This is a genomic window from Paraburkholderia fungorum (assembly GCF_003610895.1).
GTDB classification, from domain to species: Bacteria; Pseudomonadota; Gammaproteobacteria; order Burkholderiales; family Burkholderiaceae; genus Paraburkholderia; species Paraburkholderia fungorum_B.
Window position 1 is genome coordinate 14,819 of record NZ_MCAS01000022.1, and the last position, 20,210, is coordinate 35,028.

18 protein-coding genes are annotated in these 20,210 nt (G+C 62.3%); 13 read left to right on the top strand and 5 right to left on the bottom strand.

The window, feature by feature from the left end; all coding sequences use genetic code 11:
* The first annotated feature begins 1 nt into the window (after position 1).
* Positions 2-529: a periplasmic heavy metal sensor gene (locus tag BCY88_RS20465; RefSeq protein WP_120346015.1), complete on the top strand. Its 528-nt coding sequence runs from the start codon at positions 2-4 to the stop codon at positions 527-529.
* A gap of 220 nt (positions 530-749) precedes the next feature.
* Here BCY88_RS20465 and BCY88_RS20470 read toward each other — a convergent pair whose 3' ends face one another.
* The gene (locus BCY88_RS20470) at positions 750-1,460 is read right to left on the bottom strand and encodes a pirin family protein (protein ID WP_120346016.1); all 711 of its coding nucleotides are present in this window, start codon (positions 1,458-1,460) and stop codon (positions 750-752) included.
* 611 nt (positions 1,461-2,071) lie between these two features.
* Here BCY88_RS20470 and BCY88_RS20475 point away from each other — a divergent pair.
* From BCY88_RS20475 to BCY88_RS20495, 5 genes are all read left to right on the top strand, one after another.
* A complete protein-coding gene (locus BCY88_RS20475; protein WP_120346017.1) occupies positions 2,072-2,848 on the top strand; it encodes an ABC transporter substrate-binding protein in 777 nt (258 codons plus the stop codon).
* A gap of 333 nt (positions 2,849-3,181) precedes the next feature.
* Positions 3,182-3,871: an ABC transporter permease gene (locus BCY88_RS20480; protein WP_120346018.1), complete on the top strand. Its 690-nt coding sequence runs from the start codon at positions 3,182-3,184 to the stop codon at positions 3,869-3,871.
* The gene (locus BCY88_RS20485; protein ID WP_120346019.1) at positions 3,868-4,581 is read left to right on the top strand and encodes an ABC transporter permease; all 714 of its coding nucleotides are present in this window, start codon (positions 3,868-3,870) and stop codon (positions 4,579-4,581) included. Before BCY88_RS20480 ends, BCY88_RS20485 begins: the two co-directional genes overlap by 4 nt.
* Positions 4,582-4,631: 50 nt before the next feature.
* Positions 4,632-5,411 (top strand): ABC transporter ATP-binding protein, encoded by a 780-nt coding sequence (locus tag BCY88_RS20490; RefSeq protein ID WP_120346020.1) that lies wholly within the window; start codon positions 4,632-4,634, stop codon positions 5,409-5,411.
* A gap of 592 nt (positions 5,412-6,003) precedes the next feature.
* Positions 6,004-7,155 carry a porin gene (locus tag BCY88_RS20495; RefSeq protein WP_120346021.1) on the top strand — a complete coding sequence of 384 codons (1,152 nt, stop codon included), beginning with the start codon at positions 6,004-6,006 and terminating at the stop codon, positions 7,153-7,155.
* A 239-nt stretch (positions 7,156-7,394) separates the two neighbouring features.
* Here BCY88_RS20495 and glnK read toward each other — a convergent pair whose 3' ends face one another.
* Together glnK and BCY88_RS20505 are read right to left on the bottom strand one after the other, a co-directional pair.
* Entirely contained in the window at positions 7,395-7,733 is a 339-nt protein-coding gene (gene glnK, locus BCY88_RS20500) for a P-II family nitrogen regulator (protein WP_006048444.1), read from the bottom strand.
* Between the two features lie 140 nt (positions 7,734-7,873).
* A complete protein-coding gene (locus BCY88_RS20505; protein WP_120346022.1) occupies positions 7,874-9,634 on the bottom strand; it encodes an NAD+ synthase in 1,761 nt (586 codons plus the stop codon).
* Between the two features lie 132 nt (positions 9,635-9,766).
* Here BCY88_RS20505 and BCY88_RS20510 point away from each other — a divergent pair, with 132 nt between their 5' ends.
* Both BCY88_RS20510 and BCY88_RS20515 read left to right on the top strand, forming a co-directional pair.
* Positions 9,767-10,936 (top strand): GNAT family N-acetyltransferase, encoded by a 1,170-nt coding sequence (locus BCY88_RS20510; protein WP_120346023.1) that lies wholly within the window; start codon positions 9,767-9,769, stop codon positions 10,934-10,936.
* A gap of 9 nt (positions 10,937-10,945) precedes the next feature.
* Complete coding sequence (locus tag BCY88_RS20515; RefSeq protein WP_120346024.1) at positions 10,946-11,287, top strand: GIY-YIG nuclease family protein; 342 nt, start codon at positions 10,946-10,948, stop codon at positions 11,285-11,287.
* On the opposite strand, the gene BCY88_RS20520 is transcribed toward BCY88_RS20515, so the two are convergent.
* Positions 11,284-13,389, bottom strand: a complete 2,106-nt coding sequence (locus tag BCY88_RS20520; protein ID WP_120346025.1) for an FUSC family protein — start codon at positions 13,387-13,389, stop codon at positions 11,284-11,286. The two genes, BCY88_RS20515 and BCY88_RS20520, sit on opposite strands and share 4 nt — an antisense overlap.
* A gap of 351 nt (positions 13,390-13,740) precedes the next feature.
* Here BCY88_RS20520 and BCY88_RS20525 point away from each other — a divergent pair, with 351 nt between their 5' ends.
* Together BCY88_RS20525 and BCY88_RS20530 are read left to right on the top strand one after the other, a co-directional pair.
* Entirely contained in the window at positions 13,741-14,082 is a 342-nt protein-coding gene (locus tag BCY88_RS20525; protein ID WP_120346026.1) for a helix-turn-helix domain-containing protein, read from the top strand.
* A gap of 40 nt (positions 14,083-14,122) precedes the next feature.
* Positions 14,123-15,469 (top strand): type II toxin-antitoxin system HipA family toxin, encoded by a 1,347-nt coding sequence (locus tag BCY88_RS20530; protein WP_120346027.1) that lies wholly within the window; start codon positions 14,123-14,125, stop codon positions 15,467-15,469.
* A 127-nt stretch (positions 15,470-15,596) separates the two neighbouring features.
* Here the strand turns inward: BCY88_RS20530 and ppa are convergent, their stop codons facing one another.
* The gene (ppa, locus tag BCY88_RS20535) at positions 15,597-16,124 is read right to left on the bottom strand and encodes an inorganic diphosphatase (protein ID WP_120346028.1); all 528 of its coding nucleotides are present in this window, start codon (positions 16,122-16,124) and stop codon (positions 15,597-15,599) included.
* Positions 16,125-16,425: 301 nt separating this feature from the next.
* Here ppa and BCY88_RS20540 point away from each other — a divergent pair, with 301 nt between their 5' ends.
* The 3 genes from BCY88_RS20540 to BCY88_RS20550 all read left to right on the top strand — a co-directional run bounded on the left by BCY88_RS20540 (position 16,426) and on the right by BCY88_RS20550 (position 20,111).
* Entirely contained in the window at positions 16,426-17,865 is a 1,440-nt protein-coding gene (locus BCY88_RS20540; RefSeq protein WP_120346029.1) for an aldehyde dehydrogenase family protein, read from the top strand.
* Positions 17,866-17,948: 83 nt separating this feature from the next.
* Positions 17,949-18,707: an SDR family oxidoreductase gene (locus BCY88_RS20545; RefSeq protein WP_120346030.1), complete on the top strand. Its 759-nt coding sequence runs from the start codon at positions 17,949-17,951 to the stop codon at positions 18,705-18,707.
* Between the two features lie 84 nt (positions 18,708-18,791).
* Entirely contained in the window at positions 18,792-20,111 is a 1,320-nt protein-coding gene (locus BCY88_RS20550; protein ID WP_120346031.1) for an MFS transporter, read from the top strand.
* Positions 20,112-20,210 lie beyond the last annotated feature (99 nt).

A 20,210-nucleotide genomic window follows, 5' to 3' on the forward strand; every position in this document is an offset into this window, starting at 1 on the left:
CATGTCCACCAAAAAGATGTCGCGCGTTCTCGCCGTCGCCGCTACCGCCCTTGCCATCGGCGCGGGTGCCGCCTATGCCGCACAACCCGCCGGTCAAGGCGGCCCTGGTGGCTGGCATGGCCACTTCATGAAGGAACTGACGCAACTGCACGACCAGCTTAAGCTGAACGCGGATCAGGAAAAGCAATGGCAGGCCGCGCTCGACACAATGAAGCAGAACCATCAGGCCATGCGCGCCAACCATGAACAGATCAAGAACCAGATGAAGGCCGCGCAGCAGCAGCCGATCCTGGATCTGAACGCCATGGCTGCGGCGCACCAGCAGGTCGAGCAGAAAGACGCGCAACTGCGTCAGCAAACCACCGATGCGTGGCTCGCTTTCTATAACGGCTTGAACGACCAGCAGAAAACCACTGTCAGCACCGCGCTGAAGCAGCGTTTTGCGAAGATGGAAGCGCGTCACGAAAAGATGCAAGAGCGCTGGCAGCATCATAAGGGCGCGGCGTCGGCGCCCGCCGCGAATCAATAAGCGGTATGACACGGGCGGAAGGCGGCTTGCGGGGCCGCCTTCCGAATGCAAAAACGCCACGGAAAATCTTCCGTGGCGTTTTTGTTTGCGCGCAGTCTGCGCTTCGGGCCGAGGTACTCGTTGCGCTCGCAACCAGCGTCCGCCCCCCGGGCTATCGGCCGATGCTTGAGCGGCCCGTGACTGGCGCCTGGCCGTTGCTTGGCGGTTGCTTGGCGGTTGCTTAGCCGTTGAGCGGGCCGAGATCGAACAGCAGCACTTCGGCATTCTCGCCCTTCTCGAGCGTCACCATATCGGTCCCGCTGAGCTTGGCGGCGTCGCCCGCCTGGAGCGCTTCGCCATTCACGGTCAGCGCACCGCGCGCCACGTGCACATAGGCCAGACGCCCTTTCGGCAACGCGTACGAAGCCTCTTGCGCGCCGTCGAGCAACGCCGCGTAGATCGAGGCATCCGCGTGAATCGTGACGGAACCGTCCCGGCCGTCGGGCGAGGCGATCACGCGCAGACGCCCGCGCTTGTCGGCATCGTCAAAGCGTTTTTCCTCGTAGCCGGGCTGGTCGCCGACGCGCTGCGGGATCACCCAGATCTGCAACAGGTGCGCCGGCTCGTCCTGCGATGCGTTGAACTCGCTGTGCATCACGCCCGTGCCGGCGCTCATGCGCTGCACGTCACCCGGCCGGATAGTCGAGCCGTTGCCCATGCTGTCGCGGTGCGCGAGCGCGCCTTCGAGCACATAGGTGACGATTTCCATGTCGCGGTGGCCATGCGTGCCGAAACCCTGGCCGCCTGCGATACGGTCTTCGTTGATCACCCGCAGCGGGCCGAAATGCACGTGTTGCGGGTCGCGGTAATCGGCAAACGAGAAGCTGTGATACGAATCGAGCCAGCCGTGATTGGCGTGGCCGCGTTCGTCGGAACGGCGAATCTCGATCATGAAGGTCTCCCAGTGACTCAATAACAATGCCCAGAATGTATGGGCGCGAGGCACGCTAAACAATCGGCAACGGCGCACCGGATCGTTCCATAAATCCATGCAATCTCGGGCCGGCCGGGCGCTCGGCGCTGCCAGCCCGGCTACTGGCGGGCCGCCTCGCGATTCCGGCCGCCGGCGTGCCGATCATCGGGCGAATGAACACGCGCGAACACAGCCAGACTGGGCGTCGCCAGCGTCGCGCATCCACAACGCATGCGCCCACCCACCGGCGGTTGACGGCGTGCCGCACTGGCGCCTCGCCCCTGTTCGGGTAAAATACCGCCCTTTTCAAGACGCGTGGGCGCCAAAGGTGCGCCGGCGGGCTCGGCGGCCAAGCCGCGATGGGGCTGCCGCGGGTTTCGCACTCTCGCCGATTTCGCCGGATACGTCGAAAAGACCTGCGCGGAAGCGGGACAGAAGCTGGACAGAAGCGGAACGGAACCGCAGCGAAACCAAAGCGGAACCCGGACGCGGCGCGACAATTTTGACCGCCTAGAATAGCGACGGCCGGCCACGAGCCGGCGGTCGTCGAGATCGGTGCACCACGACGATCAGTTTGATCCAGGAGAAACATGAAGAAGGCCGCACTGTGCGTGGCGCTTGCCGTCATGGCCACCGGCGCCATGGCGAAAGAATGGAAAACCGTGCGCATCGGGGTGGACGCCAGCTACCCGCCGTTCGAATCGAAGGCGGCCAGCGGCCAGGTCGTCGGCTTCGACGTCGATTTGACGAAAGCGCTGTGCGCGAAGATGAACGTCAAATGCGTGTGGGTCGAACAGGATCTGGACGGGATCATTCCGGCCCTGAAGGGCAAGAAGTTCGATGCGATCGTGTCGTCGCTGACCGTCACGGACAAGCGCCGCGAGCAGATCGATTTCTCCGGCAAGCTGTTCGACGCGCCAGCCCGCATGATCGCCAAAGCCGGCTCGCCGCTCCTGCCCACGGCTGAATCGCTGAAGGGCAAGCATGTCGGCGTCGAGCAGGGTTCGACTCAGGAAGCCTACGCCAAGGCGTACTGGGAGCCCAAAGGCGTGACCGTGGTGTCCTACCAGAATCAGGATCAGGTGTATGCCGACATCGCTTCGGGGCGTCTCGACGCCGCGTTGCAGGACGAATTGCAAGCCGATGCCGGGTTCCTGAAGACCCCGCGCGGCAAAGGCTTCAGCTGGGCCGGCCCGGAAGTGAAAGACCCGAAGACGATTGGTGAAGGCACGGCCATCGGCCTTCGCAAGGAAGACGTCGAGCTGAAAGCGATGTTCAATCAGGCGTTGGCGCAGGTGCATCAGGACGGTACGTTCAGGAAGCTCGAAAAGCAGTATTTCGACGTCGATATCTATCCTGGGCGCTGAGCCGGGCACTGAACCAGGCAGCGGGTCGTCGGACCGGCAGCCGGGCGAGGCACCCCGCAATATGCAGCACCCACGAAACTCGGGGCTCGCCCGCATGGGCTTTCCCGAGGCTTCGTAATACAGTCGGCAACAGTTTCAGAAGCAGCTTCAACCCCGATTCAAAACAAGAGTCGACAAGCGCGCTGCAAGACCGGCAACGGCCATGCAGTCATGATTTGCACAGCGGTGCGCTGTGCGCCGCAGGAAACGGCGGGCTCAGGCTCGCGGCAAACGCGGTGCACAGCTGGCCGCGTCTTTCGCGGTGCGCCATAAGCGCATCGTCAAGGACCCCCTATGTTCCTTCAAGGCTACGGCCCGCTGCTTCTTAGCGGCACCTGGCAGACCGTCAAACTGGCGGTGTTGTCGCTGGCGTTCGCTTTCGTGCTGGGCCTGCTCGGCGCGGCGGCGAAACTGTCGAAGAACCGCTTCTCCTATGGCGTGGGCACCGTCTATACGACGCTCGTGCGTGGCGTGCCCGACCTGGTGCTGATGTTGCTGCTGTTCTACAGCATCCAGATCTGGCTGAATAACCTGACCGACCTGCTCGGCTGGGACCAGATCGACATCGACCCGTTCGTAGCCGGCGTTGCGGTGCTGGGCTTCATCTACGGCGCGTACTTCACCGAGACCTTCCGCGGCGCCTTTCTCGCGGTGCCGCGCGGCCAGCTCGAAGCAGGCGCGGCCTACGGCATGACCAGCTGGCAGGTGTTCTCGCGGGTCATGTTCCCGCAGATGATGCGCTTCGCGCTGCCCGGCATCGGCAACAACTGGCAGGTCATGGTGAAAGCCACGGCGCTGGTGTCGATCATCGGTCTCGCGGACGTAGTCAAAGCCTCGCAGGATGCCGGCAAGGGCACGCTGCGGTTCTTCTTCTTCACCCTGCTCGCAGGGGCGATCTATCTCGTCATCACCACAGTGTCCAACTTCGTGCTGATGTACCTCGAAAAGCGTTACTCGACTGGCGTGCGAAAGGCGGATCTATGATCGAGATCATTCAGGAATACTGGCGCAACTATCTCTATACCGACGGCTACCGTCTCACGGGCGTCGCGATCACGCTGTGGCTGCTGGTGGTGTCGATCGGGCTCGGCTTCTGCCTGTCGATTCCTCTCGCGGTCGCGCGCGTGTCGAAGAAGAAATGGCTCGCCGGCCTGGTGTGGCTGTATACATATGTCTTCCGTGGCACACCGCTCTACGTGCAGCTGCTGCTCTGCTACACCGGCTTGTACAGTCTCGACATCATTCGCAACCACGAGCTGACCAACGCGTTCTTCCGCGACGGCATGCATTGCACGTTGCTCGCCTTCACGCTGAACACCTGCGCGTACACCACCGAGATTTTTGCGGGCGCGATCAAGGCCACCCCGTATGGCGAAATCGAAGCGGCGCGCGCGTACGGCATGTCGTCGTTCACGTTGTACCGGCGGGTCATTCTGCCGTCGGCGCTGCGCCGCGCGTTGCCGTACTACAGCAACGAAGTGATTCTGATGCTGCATGCCACCACCGTCGCGTTCACCGCGACCGTGCCGGACATTCTCAAGATCGCGCGTGACGTGAACTCGGCCACGTATCAGTCGTTCAATGCGTTCGGCATCGCCGCCCTGCTCTATCTGTGCATTTCTTTTGCGCTCGTGTGGCTGTTCCGCCGCGCCGAGCATCGCTGGCTCGCTTACCTGCGGCCGCAAGGCAAGTAACCAAGGGCACTGACTCAAGCCCCAGGCAAGTAAGCCCGCCAAGGATCCCGATGAACACCAAGAAGCAAAAGCTCTTCGTCGATGAGCTTCACAAACAGTACGGCGACAACGAAGTCCTCAAGGGCGTGTCGCTGAAGGCCAACGCCGGCGACGTGATCAGCGTGATCGGCTCGTCCGGTTCGGGCAAGAGCACGATGCTTCGCTGCATCAACTTTCTCGAACAGCCGAACGCCGGGCGCATCTTTGTCGACGGCGAAGAAGTCCGCACGCAAATCGGCAAGGCCGGCGCGCTGCGCGTGTCCGATCCGAAGCAATTGCAGCGCGTGCGCACCAAGCTGTCGATGGTGTTCCAGCACTTCAACCTGTGGTCGCACATGAACGTGCTCGAGAACATCATCGAGGCGCCGGTCAACGTGCTGGGTCTGAAGCGCAAGGAGGCCGAAGAGCGGGCCCGCGAGTATCTGGAGAAAGTAGGCCTCGCGCCTCGTCTCGAGAAGCAGTACCCGTCACATCTGTCGGGCGGTCAGCAGCAACGCGTGGCGATTGCGCGCGCGCTGGCCATGCATCCGGACGTGATGCTGTTCGACGAACCGACTTCCGCGCTCGATCCTGAACTGGTCGGCGAAGTGCTCAAGGTCATGCAGACGCTCGCCGAGGAAGGCCGCACGATGATCGTCGTGACCCACGAAATGGCGTTCGCGCGCAACGTGTCGAATCACGTGATGTTCCTGCATCAAGGCCGCGTCGAGGAAGAAGGCCATCCGGACGAAGTCTTCGGCAACACGAAGAGCGAACGGCTCAAGCAGTTCCTCTCCGGCAGCCTCAAATAAAGCTGTCATACAGCCCGGTATTTGGGCTGTAGTCAAAGTAGCATTACAAGGCGCTTACGGCGCCTTTTTTTACTTCGCTCACCTGCACATTCCGGCCATTCTGGCCGCCAAAACGGGCCCAGCCGTGGCCCGAACCACCCTCTTTCCGCCCTACTCCGACGCATTTGAAGCGTCAATAGTGGCAATCCTTAACGTTGCCTGTCCCAATCCGTGATTCCCTTGTGGTGTAAGGGTTTCCCGTCTTTTTGGAGATATCGCAACGCTTCCATGTGCATATTCGTATTGCAATTTGGAGACATCAACCCAGGCCGGTACTAATTTCTTCTCCCAGTCCAGGGTATTTTTGATAAATTAGTAACCAAAGTAGCAAAACAAAGTTCATTAAAAGTAGTTTCACTTCAAAGCAACAGAGGAGAACCGGTCGGCGAGGGATCGGCATGGCGCGAAGAATAGCCCGCTGAGGCTATCCGTCACGGCAGGAGACCCAATCCACCCGCTAATCTCCCTGGTACCGATTTCTGTTCGGCGCGCTTGTGTCCGAACACCATTCGCAGTACTGGGTTTCACTTTTTGACAGGGTATGGAGGAGAAGATGAAGAAAGCTTTGCTCGCCGCTGCGCTGATGACAGCCGGTGTAGTTGCGCACGCCCAAAGCAGCGTGACGCTGTACGGCCGCCTTGACGCAGGCCTGGAATACATGTCGGGCGTTCCGCAAGGCGTCGGTGCAAACGGCCAGGCAACGGGCAGCACCAACCGTTTCAAGGCAGAAAGCGGCGACTGGGGTACCAGCCTGTGGGGCTTGAAGGGCGTTGAAGACATCGGTGGCGGCAACAAGGTGCTGTTCCAGTTGGAAGGCTCCTTCAATACCATGACGGGCGCGGGCCCTGGCGGTGGCGGTCTCTTCAATCGTTGGGCAACGGTCGGCCTCGCGAACGATCAATACGGTACCTTCACGATGGGCCGTATGCTGTATATCTCGAACGGCGTGTGGGACTTCGACCCGTTCGGTCAATCGAACTGGTCGTCGGCATCGCTGGTGCGTGGCCGCAACTGGCCGCAATCGAGCAACAACTTCGCGTACCAGTCGCCGAAGATCGCAGGCTTTGACTTCTACGGTCAATACGCGCTGTCGAACGCCACGAGCTGGAACGGCAACGGCACGACTGCTCAAGGTCGCGAAGCCGGTGCACAGGTTACCTACACGAACTCGCTGTTCCAGGTTCGCGGCCTGTATGACGAAATCCGCAACCCGGCCAACGGTGTTCTGTACGGTCCGGCGGCAAGCTCGGTTAATCCGGGCAACATCGGCAGCGGCGTGTTCGCGGCATCGCGCGAATACTCGGCTCTCGTGAACGTGTTCCTCGGCCAGTTCAAGGTCCAGGCTGCATACCAGGCTGTCCGTTCGGCAGGTTCCTCTGGCGTTCTGCCGGGCCAGCCGACGACCCTCGATCACGAATGGGGCGGCGTGACGTGGCAAGCAACGCCGGCTGCAGCACTGATCGCAGCGGTGTACCACGTGAACGGCAACAATGGCGCGGGCAATGCAACGATCTACACGATCGGCGGCTCGTACAACCTGTCCAAGCGCACGCTGCTGGATATCCAGATCGCTACGGTTCGCAACAGCAAGAACGCGAACTTCAGCCTGGAGGCGAACAACGCCGGCACGTCCACCGCTACGGACAACCCGCTTCCGGGTCACCAGCAATCGGGTGTGTACGCAGGTATTCAACACTCGTTCTAATCGAACGGGGCGCCCCCAAGGGGATTTCCTTTAGGGGCGCAGTCACAAGTTCTTCAAGAGAATCTTTTTCACGCTGCTGCGAGAGGCGCGTATCGGTGCGATGTCCGCAAGGGTATCGCACCGTTTTTTATTTGCGCGCACGATTTTGCCACTACCCTCGCGCACCTGAACGGTGCGCACTATGCGAGTGCCAATACCGCCGCTTTAAAGCTGTGTTTCAACAGTGCGAGTCAAACGGCTCAAACTGCCGCTTCGTTTTCTTCGCCCGTACGAATCCGGATCACACGCTCCACGTCCGCAACGAAAATCTTGCCGTCGCCGATCTTGCCGGTGCGCGCCGCGCCGATGATCGCGTCGATCACCTGATCGCACTGATTGTCCGCGACCACCACTTCGATCTTCACCTTCGGCAGAAAATCGACCACGTACTCTGCACCACGATAGAGCTCGGTATGGCCTTTTTGCCGGCCGAAACCCTTGACTTCGGTCACGGTCAGCCCTGTGAGACCGACTTCAGCGAGCGCCTCGCGCACTTCGTCGAGTTTGAACGGTTTAATGACTGCAGTGATGCGCTTCATGGCGGACCTCGTCTCGTGATTGGAAGGTTGAAAGGGAAATGGATGATTTTTATTCTACGCCGCGCCGGACGCGTTGCGGCAACCCGGCGCGCGCTTCTGCTCTGCTATCGGGTAAGTCCGCAGCAACGGTTTGCTTCGGCTCACTCCACCGGTTCGGTATAGCGCGACGTAATCGGATAACGCCAGTCGCGGCCAAATGCGCGATGCGTGACGCGGATGCCGATCGGCGCCTGACGGCGTTTGTACTCGTTGATCTTGATGAGGCGCGTGACGCGTTTCACATCTTCAACCGCGTAGCCCGCCGCGATGATTTCGGCCAGCGAGCGGTCTTCTTCCATGTACATGCGCATGATCGCGTCGAGCACTTCGTACGGTGGCAAGCTGTCCTGATCGGTCTGGTTCTCGCGCAGCTCCGCCGACGGCGCGCGCGTCAGGATCCGTTCGGGGATCACGTCCAGCTTGCCGAAGGTCGTGGCCTGGTTGCGGTAATGGCACAGCTTGTACACCAGCGTCTTGGCGATGTCCTTGATCACCGCGAAGCCGCCGGCCATGTCGCCGTATAACGTGCAGTAGCCCACTGCCATCTCGCTCTTGTTGCCGGTGGTGAGCACGATCGAGCCGAACTTGTTCGACAGCGCCATCAGCAAGGTGCCGCGAATGCGCGCCTGAATGTTTTCTTCGGTGGCGTCTTCGGCACGGCCCGCGAATTCATCGGCGAGCGAACTGCGGAACGCGTCGAACATCGGCGCGATCGCGATTTCGTCGTAACGCACGCCGACGCGGCGCGCCATTTCGGCAGCGTCGGTGGTTGAAATGTCCGCGGTGTAGCGCGACGGCATCATCACCGCGCGCACACGGTCGGCACCCAGCGCGTCGCACGCGACGGCCAGCACCAGCGCAGAATCGACGCCGCCCGACAGGCCGATCAACGCACCCGGGAAACCGTTCTTGTTGACGTAGTCGCGCACGCCCATCACGAGCGCGGCGTACACCTGCGCTTCGAGCGACAGCTCGGGCGCAATCGCGGCAGGCAGCGGCTTGCCGCCGTCGAACTCGACAATCGCATTGCCCTCTTCGAACTGCGCCATCTTCGCGACCAGTCCGCCCGTTTCATCCAGCACGAACGAGCCGCCGTCAAACACCAGTTCGTCCTGCGCGCCGACCATGTTCACGTAGACCATGGGCAAGCCGGTCTCGCGAATCCGCGCGCGCAGAATGTCAAAGCGCACTGCTTCCTTGTTCAGGTGATACGGCGAGCCGTTCGGAATCAGCAGCACCTGCGCGCCCGCCGCCTTCGCCATCTGCGCGGCCGACGCATGCCATGCGTCCTCGCAGATCACCACGCCGTACTTCACACCGTCCAGTTCGAACACGAACGGCTTCGGGTCGGAAGCGAAGTAGCGCTTCTCGTCGAACACCTCGGTGTTGGGCAAATCCTGCTTGCGATAGGTGCCGGCCACCTCTCCGTCGACGATCAGCGAGGCCGCGTTGAAGGTATCGACCGGCGGCACGCCGCGCTCGATCGGCGCGTTTGCATTACCATGGCCGCTTGCCACGCTGTGCGTCAACGGGTTGTGCGTCAGCGGGTTGTGCGTCAGCGGGTTGTGCGTCAGCGGGTTGTGCGTCAGGTCACGCAGCGGATGGCCGACGATCACATGCAAGCCGGCGAAGGGCTTCAGTTGCGTGGCCAGATCGGCGAGTGCAGCGGCACTCGCGGCGTAGAACGCGGGACGCAGCAACAGATCTTCGGGCGGATAGCCGGATAGCGCGAGTTCAGGCGCGATCAGCAGCTTCGCACCATCGTTGTGCGCGGCGCGCGCGGCAGCGACAATCTTCGCGACATTGCCGGCGAAGTCGCCGACGGTGACATTGATTTGAGCAAGAGCGATTCGGGTCTTCATGGCAGGATCGACAGGCAAGCCACGCGGCTTGCGAGTACCGCGGCTGGTTAGCTCGACGGCAACGGACAAATCGGATAAACGAACGACGCATCGCTACAGGCCTGCGTCGCTCATTGGGAACAGTCACACAGATTGAACCAGGAACGCTTTGATTATCGCACGGGCATTCTGGCGTCGCCCTCCGAGGTGGACGCCGCGGAATGGAACGCCCTTCTCGCGCAGCAGGCCCAGCCCACGCCGTTTTTGCGGCACGAGTTCCTCAGCGCGCTGTCCGCGACCCGATGCGCGGTCGCCGATACCGGCTGGGCGCCGCAATTCGTCACGCTCACCGATCCGCGCACCGACAAGCTCGTGGCCGCCGCCCCCGTGTACCTGAAGGGGCACTCGTACGGCGAATACGTCTTCGATTGGGCCTGGGCCGACGCGTACAAACGCAACGGTCTGCCGTATTACCCGAAGCTGCTGTGCGCGGTGCCGTTCACACCGGTGCAAGGCAACCGGCTGTTATCGGCGGATACGCATGCCCTCAAACATCTGGCGGCAACGTTGATGGCGTTCGCCGAGCAAGCCGACGTGTCGTCGCTGCACGTGCTGTTTCCGACCGAAACGGAAGGCGCTGCGCTGACCGACCTGGGCATGATGCAACGCGAAGGCGTGCAATTTCACTGGCTGAACGACGGCTATCGCGACTTCGACGATTTCCTCTCCACGCTCGAACAGAAGAAGCGCAAGAACATCCGCGCGGAGCGCCGCAAGGTGCAGGAAGCCGGCGTGAGCCTGCGCAGGATTCGCGGCGAGGATATCCAGGACGCCGATTGGCGCTTCTTCAGCAAGTGTTATCGGCAGACCTACCGCGAGCACTTTTCGAGTCCGTATCTGAACCTCGATTTCTTCCGGATGATCGGCGCCTCGATGCCGGAAAATCTGCTGCTGGTCATCGCCGAATACGAGGGCAAGCCGATCGCCAGCTCGCTCGTGGTCTATCAGCGCGACGCGAAAACCGGCGGCACCCTGTACGGCCGCTACTGGGGTGCGCTCGAACATGTGCCATGCCTGCACTTCGAAACCGCGTACTACCAGCCGCTCGAATTCTGCATCGAAGAAAAGCTCGGTGTGTTCGAAGGCGGCGCTCAGGGCGAGCACAAAATGGCGCGCGGTTTTCTGCCGACGGTGACGCGCTCGGCGCATTGGCTTGCGCACCCGGCCTTCGCCGATGCGGTCGGCCGCTTCCTCGACAACGAAAAGAACGGCATCCACGCGTATGTGGACGAGCTGCGCGAACACAATCCGTTCAAAGGCTGAAGCGTACTCATGGCGTGGTTTCTGTATCTGCTCGAATGTTCGGACGGCAGCGTCTATACCGGCATTGCCACCGACGTGCAGGCGCGTTTCGACAAGCATGTGAGCGGCGAAGGCGCGCGCTATACGCGTTCGCGCAAACCGGTGCAGGTGCTGGCGTCGTTTGAGTTGGCAAACCGTTCGAGTGCGTCGAGTGCGGAGTATTGGGTCAAGCGCCTGGCGCCTTCCGAGAAGCGGGCACTCGCCGCGGGGCTGCGTACACTTGAATCGGTGTTGCCCACGCCTGAGCCTGAGCCCGCGCCTGAGCCTGCACCCGAACTTCTGCCCGAGCCCGCATCGGGGGAGCCCACCTAACCCCTCGCCTCCCGCATCCGCTCCGTGAGCAGCCGATGCATCAGCGCGATTTCTCCCACCGCATCCGCTTCCAGCGAGGTCAACTGGTCACGCACGGGAAGCTCGCGCCGTATGGGCCGCAGGGTTCGATTCAAGGCCGCCTCGATGTCGGCACTCGTCGCGGCAATCCACGCGCCGAGTTCATCGTGCAGGTTGCGGCGGTTCGTACTCAGGCGCAGTTGGGTCGCGGTTCCCGCCATTTTCCGCAACACGCTCAACACCGTCAGCGTCACCGTGTCGACCATCGAGTCCTCGAGCTTCTCGAGTCGAATCCGGCCGATTGCCTCCTCGGCGTTATTGCTGCTCAAACCCGCAGCCCGGCGCAAGCGCTCCATCTCCTTCTCGCTTCGCGCCGGCGACGCCAATGCCGCCCTCAGATACGCGAGGTTGGCCCGCACGGCCTCGCCCAGATAGGCGCGATAGTCGATCTTTTCACGCGTCGGCCACAGATAGAACGTTGCCAGCAGCGCCAGCATGCAGCCGAGCACATTGTTGCCGAGCCGCGTGAGCGCGTAGGCGAACTCGCTGGCGCCTGGCGTCGCGAAGTCGGCCACCAGCACGAAGGTCGGGGTCAGAAACAGAACGAAGAGGCTGTAGCTGACGGGGCGCAGCGCCATGGTGGCCACCACCAGCGGAAACACCGCCAATGAGATGCCGAGCGGCGAATGAATCGCGTAGCCGATTGCAGCGGCCAGCACGCCACCGACGATACTCCCGGCTGCGCGCTCGATACTTCTCGGCCAGGTCGCCGCAATCGACGGCTGCAGGATCAGCAGCGTCGCCATGGTTGCCCAGTAGCCAAACGGCAGCCCGAGCGCCCGGATCACCAGAAAACCCGCCGTGGTCGTCACGCCCACACGGGCGGCATGGCGCAAGCCGACCGACTGAACCGAGAGGTTCGCCTTGAAGGTCGCCCAGGTCCGCGTCAGCAATCTGGCGGCGCTGTGCGGCCAACTCAGCGCCTGGGCATAGACCGGCGCGAAATCGACCAGTTCGAAATCGGGTTTGAGCGCGACGGGTTCCAGCAACGCGGATTCGAGCCGCCTCGCAAGGCGTCGCAAACGGCGTTGCAGCTCAGCGAGGCGATTCCATTGCGCTTCGTTGCTGGCCGTGCCGATTCTTCGCAGAACCTCGCCCATTGCGGTCAGCAGTCGAGCCGTTCGCCTCGCGCGACGTGCGTCTTCCGGGACTTTTTCGCAGGCGCCGGTGACCGCGATCAGATAGGCGAAGAGCGCCTCGCTTTCGCTCAGCAGGCCGAGCAGATTGTCGTAGTCTTCCCGGCCGGCCGCTCTCGAACCAGGCACGTTCGCGAGCACCTTGCGCGAGCGTTCCAGCGCGGCCCGCGCGTCCGCGCGGAATTTCGCGGCATGCGTGGCCCATTCGCGAGGGGCGGCGCGCTGCTCGAGCAGACGCGCGCTGTCGAAGGCAATGTCGGCGAGACGCACATACACCGCCCGCAGCGAAGCGCGGCTCGTGCCGAACGGATGAATGCGCCAGACGGTCAAGCTCAGCACCACGGCAAACAGGCATCCGCCCAGATAGATGCCGAGAAACGCCATCCCTGCCCGAAGATCGTGCATGGGCCGGTCGACCATCACGACACACGCGGTCGCCGCCAGAATCGTCACCTGCGAAGTCGCGGCGCCCCAGATCCGGCCGAACGCGCCGAGCGCCGTGAACACCAGAATGGCGAGCGCCGCGAACATGGTCCCTTCGCCCGACGCGAAAGCGGTTACGCCGCCACACAGCGTCGACAGAAGCGCAAAGCCCATCATCGAAGCGAAGCGCGCGCGATTCGAGCCGGCGGCGTCGGCGAGACAGGTCCAGAAAGCGCCGATCGCCGCCCATGCGAAGGTCGGGTCGTGCAGCAGATTGCCGAGCACCAGCATGGCGGTGGACGCACAGGCGGCTCTCAGCCCCTCCGACAGATTGGCCTCACTGGTCGAAAACGACACCATCCATACCGGCCGTTTGCGGTAAATCGTGGTGACGAACGCATACAGGCTCCCGTACAGGCGGCTCGACCAGCGTGACGACGAAGGGTGAGACTTGCGATTCAGCATCCGGACGATGGGCTCTCAAAAACGCAGGTTGACGCGACCTCAGCGCATTAATACGCCGACGGCAGGAAACCTGCTGCGGCCGCCGAATGATAAGGGTTAACACTGAGATATAAAAATACCTTCGGTTCATCCCGGCGATGCGTTGTGGCTATGCGCGGATAGACGGCGGCAGAACGCGGCTCCGCAGCGATACTCGCAATAACTCGATTGCTCGTAAAATCGAGCAATATGACTTATATGATCGATTTTACGAGCATTCCCTTGTGGATCGTGAGCTTGACTCGTAGCGACGGATTGCTCAAAATGATCGATATATCGATCATTAAACCCATAATGAGTGTTTTAACGAACATGAAGATCAACCAATCTTCCAGCCTCGCACCGTCCCTACTGGAGCAGAGCCGGCGCCTCGGCGAACTGCTGGCGCGCCTGCGCATCGCGCGCGGTGTCAAACAGACTGACGCGGCTTTGCGCGCGGGTCTGTCGCGTAACACCGTGTATCGCCTCGAACACGGGGACCCCGGTCTTGCCATCGGCCAGGTGCTACGGTATCTGGACGCCATCGCGCCCGGCACATCGCTCGAGATGCTGTATTCGGAAAAGGACCCGGCGCTGGCGGTTCTCGCGGCGCGCGAGCGTAAGTCCCGGGTTCGCGACATGAACGCGTCCGAGCGCGACGAACTGAACTTCTAACGATCCATTACAGCCTGCCCCCGCTTAAAGAGACCCCCCAATGGCAACCCGCGAATCGAGATTGATAGCCTTCGCCAACATTGGCGCGCAATGGGCGCCGTGCGGACAACTCGTCTTGACCGAAGAAGGCTCGAACCTTATCGCATCGAGCTTCGCCTATGGCCTGAACTATCTCAAGCGCAACGACGCCCTTGAGGTGGACCCGGTCAGCCTGAGCATTGCGGACCGGACGGCCATTTCAGGTAAGTACCTGCTGCCAGTCAATGCCCTTCATTTCTTCGGCGCTATCCGCGATGCAGCGCCAGACTCGTGGGGGCGGCGCGTTATCGAGGCCAAGCTCAAGGCGCCACCGAACAGCCTGGCTGAATCGGAATATCTTCTGCACGCGGGAAGTGAGCGCGTGGGAGCGCTCGACATCCGTTCCAGTCTGACGGATTTACCAGCAGCGGGCGTGAGTAGCTGGCACAGCCTTAGCCACCTGATGGAGGCGGCCGAACGTATCGAGGACGGCCTGCCCGTTCCTGCCCATCTGGAAGCCATTTTCGTTGAGGGCACCGCGCTGGGTGGCGCGCGCCCTAAGGCCTCCGTTCGCGACGAGCAGGAGGTGCTATGGCTCGCCAAATTCGCAAGTCGCCACGACCGGTTCGATATTCCTGGCGTCGAATGTGCCGCGCTCAGAATGGCAGAGAAAGCAGGATTAACTGTACCGCCTGTGAAAACGCTGTTGCTTGGCGACCGCCGCATCATGCTTATTCGTCGATTCGACCGCTACTGGATGGTGCCAGGCAGTGCGCCGGCGCAACACGCCAACCTCCAGAAGCTCGGGTCCGGCGATGGGCGAGTTGAACATCGCTCGGCGTTTGTCAGCGGCCTCACCCTTATGGCGTGCGATGAAACCGAGTCGCGCGACAAGTCGTATGCAGATCTGGCCGACGCCATTCGGAAATATTGCCACCCAGGCGTGATTCGCAACGACAACGCCGAGCTCTTCAAACGCATGGTCTATAACATCTTCGTTAGCAACGACGATGACCACCTGCGTAACCACGGCTTCGTCTGGGACGCCGCGTTGCCCGGCTGGCGGCTGAGCCCCCTTTACGATGTGCTGCCTCGCCCCAGCAATGCCACCGAGCGCTATCTCCACCTGAGCCTTGGCAAGGACGGAAGACTGGCCACGCTGGACAACGCCCTCAGCTCGCACAACAAATTCACGCTATCCCAGCGCACCGCCAGCCAGATGATTGCAGACATCTGGCACGTGGTGCGGGAGTGGCGGGTCTACTTCGAGGAGTTCGGCGTCAACGCTGTGGAGATGGAAAAAGCCGCGCCAGCGTTTCGCCATATCGATGACATCTCGACGCCGGCACTGCGCAAGCTATTGCCGTGAGAAGTATCGCCAAACCAGCGGAGCAATGACAAAGAGGCAAACCGCAATGGTTTGCCTCTCAAGGTTCTGGCAACTGCCCGCAAAGCACACTCAATCGTTCACTTTGCGTTTTTTGCGGTTATGCAGCTTACTTCTTGTAGTTCGCCACGCCTTCGCTGATTTCCTTGTGAGCGGCTTCAATGCCCGCCCAACCCTCGACCTTCACCCACTTGCCCTTTTCCAGCGCCTTGTATTGCTCGAAGAAGTGCTTGATCTGGTCTTTCAGGTACGCCGGCACGTCGTCGATCGACTTGAGATCGGCGGTCATCGGGCAAACCTTGTCGTGGGCGACCGCGACCAGCTTCGCGTCGACGCCCGATTCGTCGGTCATTTGCAGCATGCCGAGTGCGCGTGCGCGGATCACCGAGCCGGCCAGCAGCGGGAACGGCGTGATCACCAGCACGTCGACCGGATCGCCGTCGCCCGACAGCGTTTGCGGGATGTAGCCGTAATTCGCCGGATAGCGCATGCCCGTGCTGATGAAGCGGTCGACGTGGAGGAGGCCCGTTTCCTTGTCAGCTTCGTACTTCACCGGATCGCTTTGCGCCGGGATTTCGATGATGACGTTGAAATCTTGCGGAAGGTCTTTGCCTGCGGGGACGTGATTGAAGCTCATGAGCGCTCTCTGATCAGATGGAATTCGGAACACGGCGTGCGGCGCGCGGGCTCGAGCGGCGTGAATCGTGAAACTCGCCGGCACGAGCGGCGCTACGGCCGGACAGTGCGGAATACGCCATTATAGCCAATCGGCCGATGCCACCTCGAGTTGGATCGGCGCGATAATCGTCTGGCGTCGCTCGATTGTGCCTCTCGTTTGTGAACATCGCGTATCTGAACTACGGCTTGAACTACGGCTTGAATCCCGGCCTGAGCATCGGCCCGGACATACTGGCTGCGTGACATCTCAAGGAGCATGCATGGAAGAAGCCCGGCATTTCATCGGCGGAGAATGGTCCGCTGCATCAGGCGGCGAGACGATCGCCGTGCTCGATCCCTCGGACGGCCAGCCGTTCACCCGGCTTGCGCGCGGCACCGCGGCGGATATCGACGCCGCCGTCCACGCGGCCCGCCGCGCCTTCGAAGGCGCATGGGGCGAAGCGAGCGCCGCCGAACGCGGCCGCGTGCTGTACCGCTTATCGATGCTGGTCGCCGCCCATCAGGAGGAACTCGCCCAGCTCGAAGCCCGCGACACCGGCAAGCCGCTCAAGCAGGCGCGCGCCGATTCGGCTGCGCTCGCGCGCTACTTCGAGTTTTACGCCGGCGCGGCGGATAAGCTGCACGGCGAAACGCTCCCCTATCAAGCCGGCTACACCGTACTGACGATCCGCGAGCCGCACGGCGTGACCGGCCATATCGTGCCGTGGAACTACCCCATGCAGATCTTCGGCCGCAGCGTCGGCGCGGCGCTCGCCACCGGCAATGCGTGTGTCGTCAAACCGGCGGAAGACGCGTGCCTCTCGGTGCTGCGCGTCGCCGAACTGGCGGCCGAGGCGGGCTTACCGGCGGGCGCGCTGAATATCGTCACGGGTTTTGGACATGAAGCGGGCGCCGCGCTCGCGCGCCATCCCGGCATCGACCACATCTCCTTCACCGGCTCGCCCGAGACCGGCAAGCTCGTGACGCAGATGGCCGCCGAGAACCACGTGCCGGTCACGCTCGAACTGGGCGGCAAATCGCCACAAATCGTTTTCGCCGACGCGGATCTGGACGCGGCCTTGCCCGTGCTGGTGTCGGCAATCGTGCAGAACGCCGGGCAAACCTGCTCGGCCGGCAGCCGCGTGCTGATCGAGCGGGCCATTTACGAGCCGCTGCTCGACCGGCTGAGCGGCGCATTCCATGCGCTGCGGGTCGGACCGTCGCACGCCGATCTCGACTGCGGCCCGCTGATCAACGCGAAGCAGCAACAGCGCGTGTGGGACTTTCTCTCCGACGCGCAACACGACGGCATTCCGATGGCGGCACACGGCGAGGTGATTCCCGAAGCACCGGAAAGCGGCTTCTACCAGGCGCCCACGCTGCTGCGCGACGTGCCCGCGAGCCACCGTCTGGCGCGCGACGAAGTGTTCGGGCCAGTGCTCGCCGCCATGCCGTTCAGCGACGAAGACGAAGCGCTCTCACTCGCCAACGGTACGCAATACGGTCTGGTCGCGGGGATCTGGACCCGCGACGGCGCCCGGCAGATGCGCCTCGCGCGGCGCCTGCGTTCCGGCCAGGTGTTCATCAACAACTACGGCGCGGGGGGCGGTGTCGAATTGCCGTTCGGCGGCGTGAAGCATTCGGGCCACGGACGTGAAAAGGGTTTCGAAGCGCTGTATGGCTTCACGGTGTTGAAAACCATCGCGATCCGCCACGGCTAGGCACGCATTCACAGCAGACGGGAGCAGTCCGAAGCAGGCAGACAGCACGCGCATCACCATCCACAACAAACAACGGAGACATTATGCGGTTGACAGGTAAAACGGCCATCGTCACGGGTGGCGGCTCGGGTTTCGGCGAAGGCATCGCCAAGACCTATGCGCGCGAGGGCGCGAACGTGGTGGTCAACGATCTGAACGGCCCGGCCGCCGAGCGTGTGGCGAGCGAAATCGCGCTGGCCGGCGGCAAGGCGATCGCGGTGCCCGGCAATGTCGCGCTACGCGCGGATTGGCAGACGCTGCGCGAGGCCGCCCTCGAAGACTTCGGCAGCGTGCAGATCGTCGTCAACAATGCCGGCACCACGCACCGCAACAAACCCGTGCTCGACGTGACAGAAGCCGAGTTCGACCGTGTTTATGCGGTGAACGTCAAAAGCCTCTACTGGAGTGTGCAGGAATTTGTGCCGTACTTTCGCGAGCAAGGCGGCGGGACCTTCATCAATATCGCCTCGACTGCCGGCGTGAGGCCGCGGCCAGGACTCGTCTGGTACAACGGCAGCAAGGGCGCGGTGATCATCGCCAGCAAGTCGCTCGCCGTCGAACTGGGTCCGGACCGCATTCGGGTGAACTGTGTGAACCCGGTCATAGGCGAGACGGCGCTGCTGTCGGAATTCATGGGGGTCGAAGACACGCCGGAGAACCGCAAGCGCTTTCTCGCCGGCATTCCGCTCGGGCGCTTCTCGACGCCGCAGGATATCGCCAACGCGGCACTGTATCTCGCCTCGGACGAGGCCGAATTCATCACCGGCGTATGCCTCGAAGTGGACGGCGGGCGCTGCGTGTAAACGCCATGCAAACCAAACCATCCAGCACGGCTAGAATCGCGATCGACGGCGGTACTTCATTTCCACAAGAAAAAAGGAGACACCATGGCTAGTCCTGCAGACCCGCTCCATCATCCCGGCGCGGGGGCGCCACCTTCCACATTCGAGGAGGCGACCTACCGCAAGGTCACGTGGCGGCTCGCGCCGCTCCTGATGCTCTGCTATGTGGTCGCGTATCTCGACCGAGTCAACGTCGGCTTCGCCAAGCTGCAAATGACCACCGATCTGGGACTGAGCGACGCGGTCTACGGCTTCGGCGCGGGGATTTTCTTCATCGGCTATTTCATCTTCGAAGTACCGAGCAACGTGATCCTGCACAAGGTCGGGGCACGCGTGTGGATTGCCCGGATCATGGTGTCGTGGGGCGTGATCTCGATGCTGACCATGTTCGTCACCACGCCGGCCATGTTCTACGTGATGCGCTTCCTGCTCGGTCTCGCCGAGGCGGGCTTCTTCCCCGGCATCATCCTGTATCTCACATACTGGTATCCGGCACATCGCCGGGGCCGCATGACCACCTGGTTCATGACGGCAATCGCGTTGTCCGGCGTGATCGGCGGCCCGGTGTCGGGCTATATCCTGAAGAGCTTCAACGGCATGAACGGCTGGCATGGCTGGCAGTGGCTGTTCCTGCTCGAAGGCATCCCGTCGGTGATCGTCGGCATCCTGGTGTTCGTCATACTCGACGACCGCGTCGCGAAGGCGAAGTGGCTCACCAAGGAAGAGAAGGAATTGCTCGAACGTCAGGTGGCAGCCGAGGAAGCCACCAAGCACGACATGCCGATTCGTCAGGTGCTGACGAGCGGCCGCGTGCTGATGCTGAGCCTCACGTACTTCTCGTTCGTGATGGGCCTCTATGGCGTGAGCTTCTGGCTGCCGACCATCATCAAGGCGACCGGCGTGACGGACGCGTTCATGATCGGCCTGCTGTCGGCGATTCCATTCGCGGCGGCGGTGATCGCGATGGTATTCGTGTCGCGCAGCGCCGACCGCACGCGCGAGCGGCGCTGGCATATCGCGTTGCCGGCTTTCGCCGGGGCAATCGGCCTCGTGCTCTCCGTGGTGTGGGCGCACAACACGGTGCTGGCAATGGCGTCGCTCACGCTCGCGACCATGGGCATCCTGACCACTCTGCCGCTGTTCTGGAGTCTGCCGACGGCGATCCTCGCCGGCACGGGCGCAGCGGCCGGCATCGCGATGATCAATTCGATCGGCAATCTCGCAGGTTTTCTCAGCCCGTATGCGGTCGGCTGGCTCAAGCAAGCGACCGCCGCGAACGACTCCGGCATGTACATGCTCGCGGCGTTCATGATCCTCGGCGGACTGCTGGCGATCAGCGTGCCCGCGAAAATGGTCAATAAATGAGGCAGCTTGCTTCGTGACGTAGCGCAGGAAGCGCCGTCAAACGCCGTTCGTCACGAGGCACGAGTCCCGGTTCACGCAATGCACTTCCATGCATCGCAT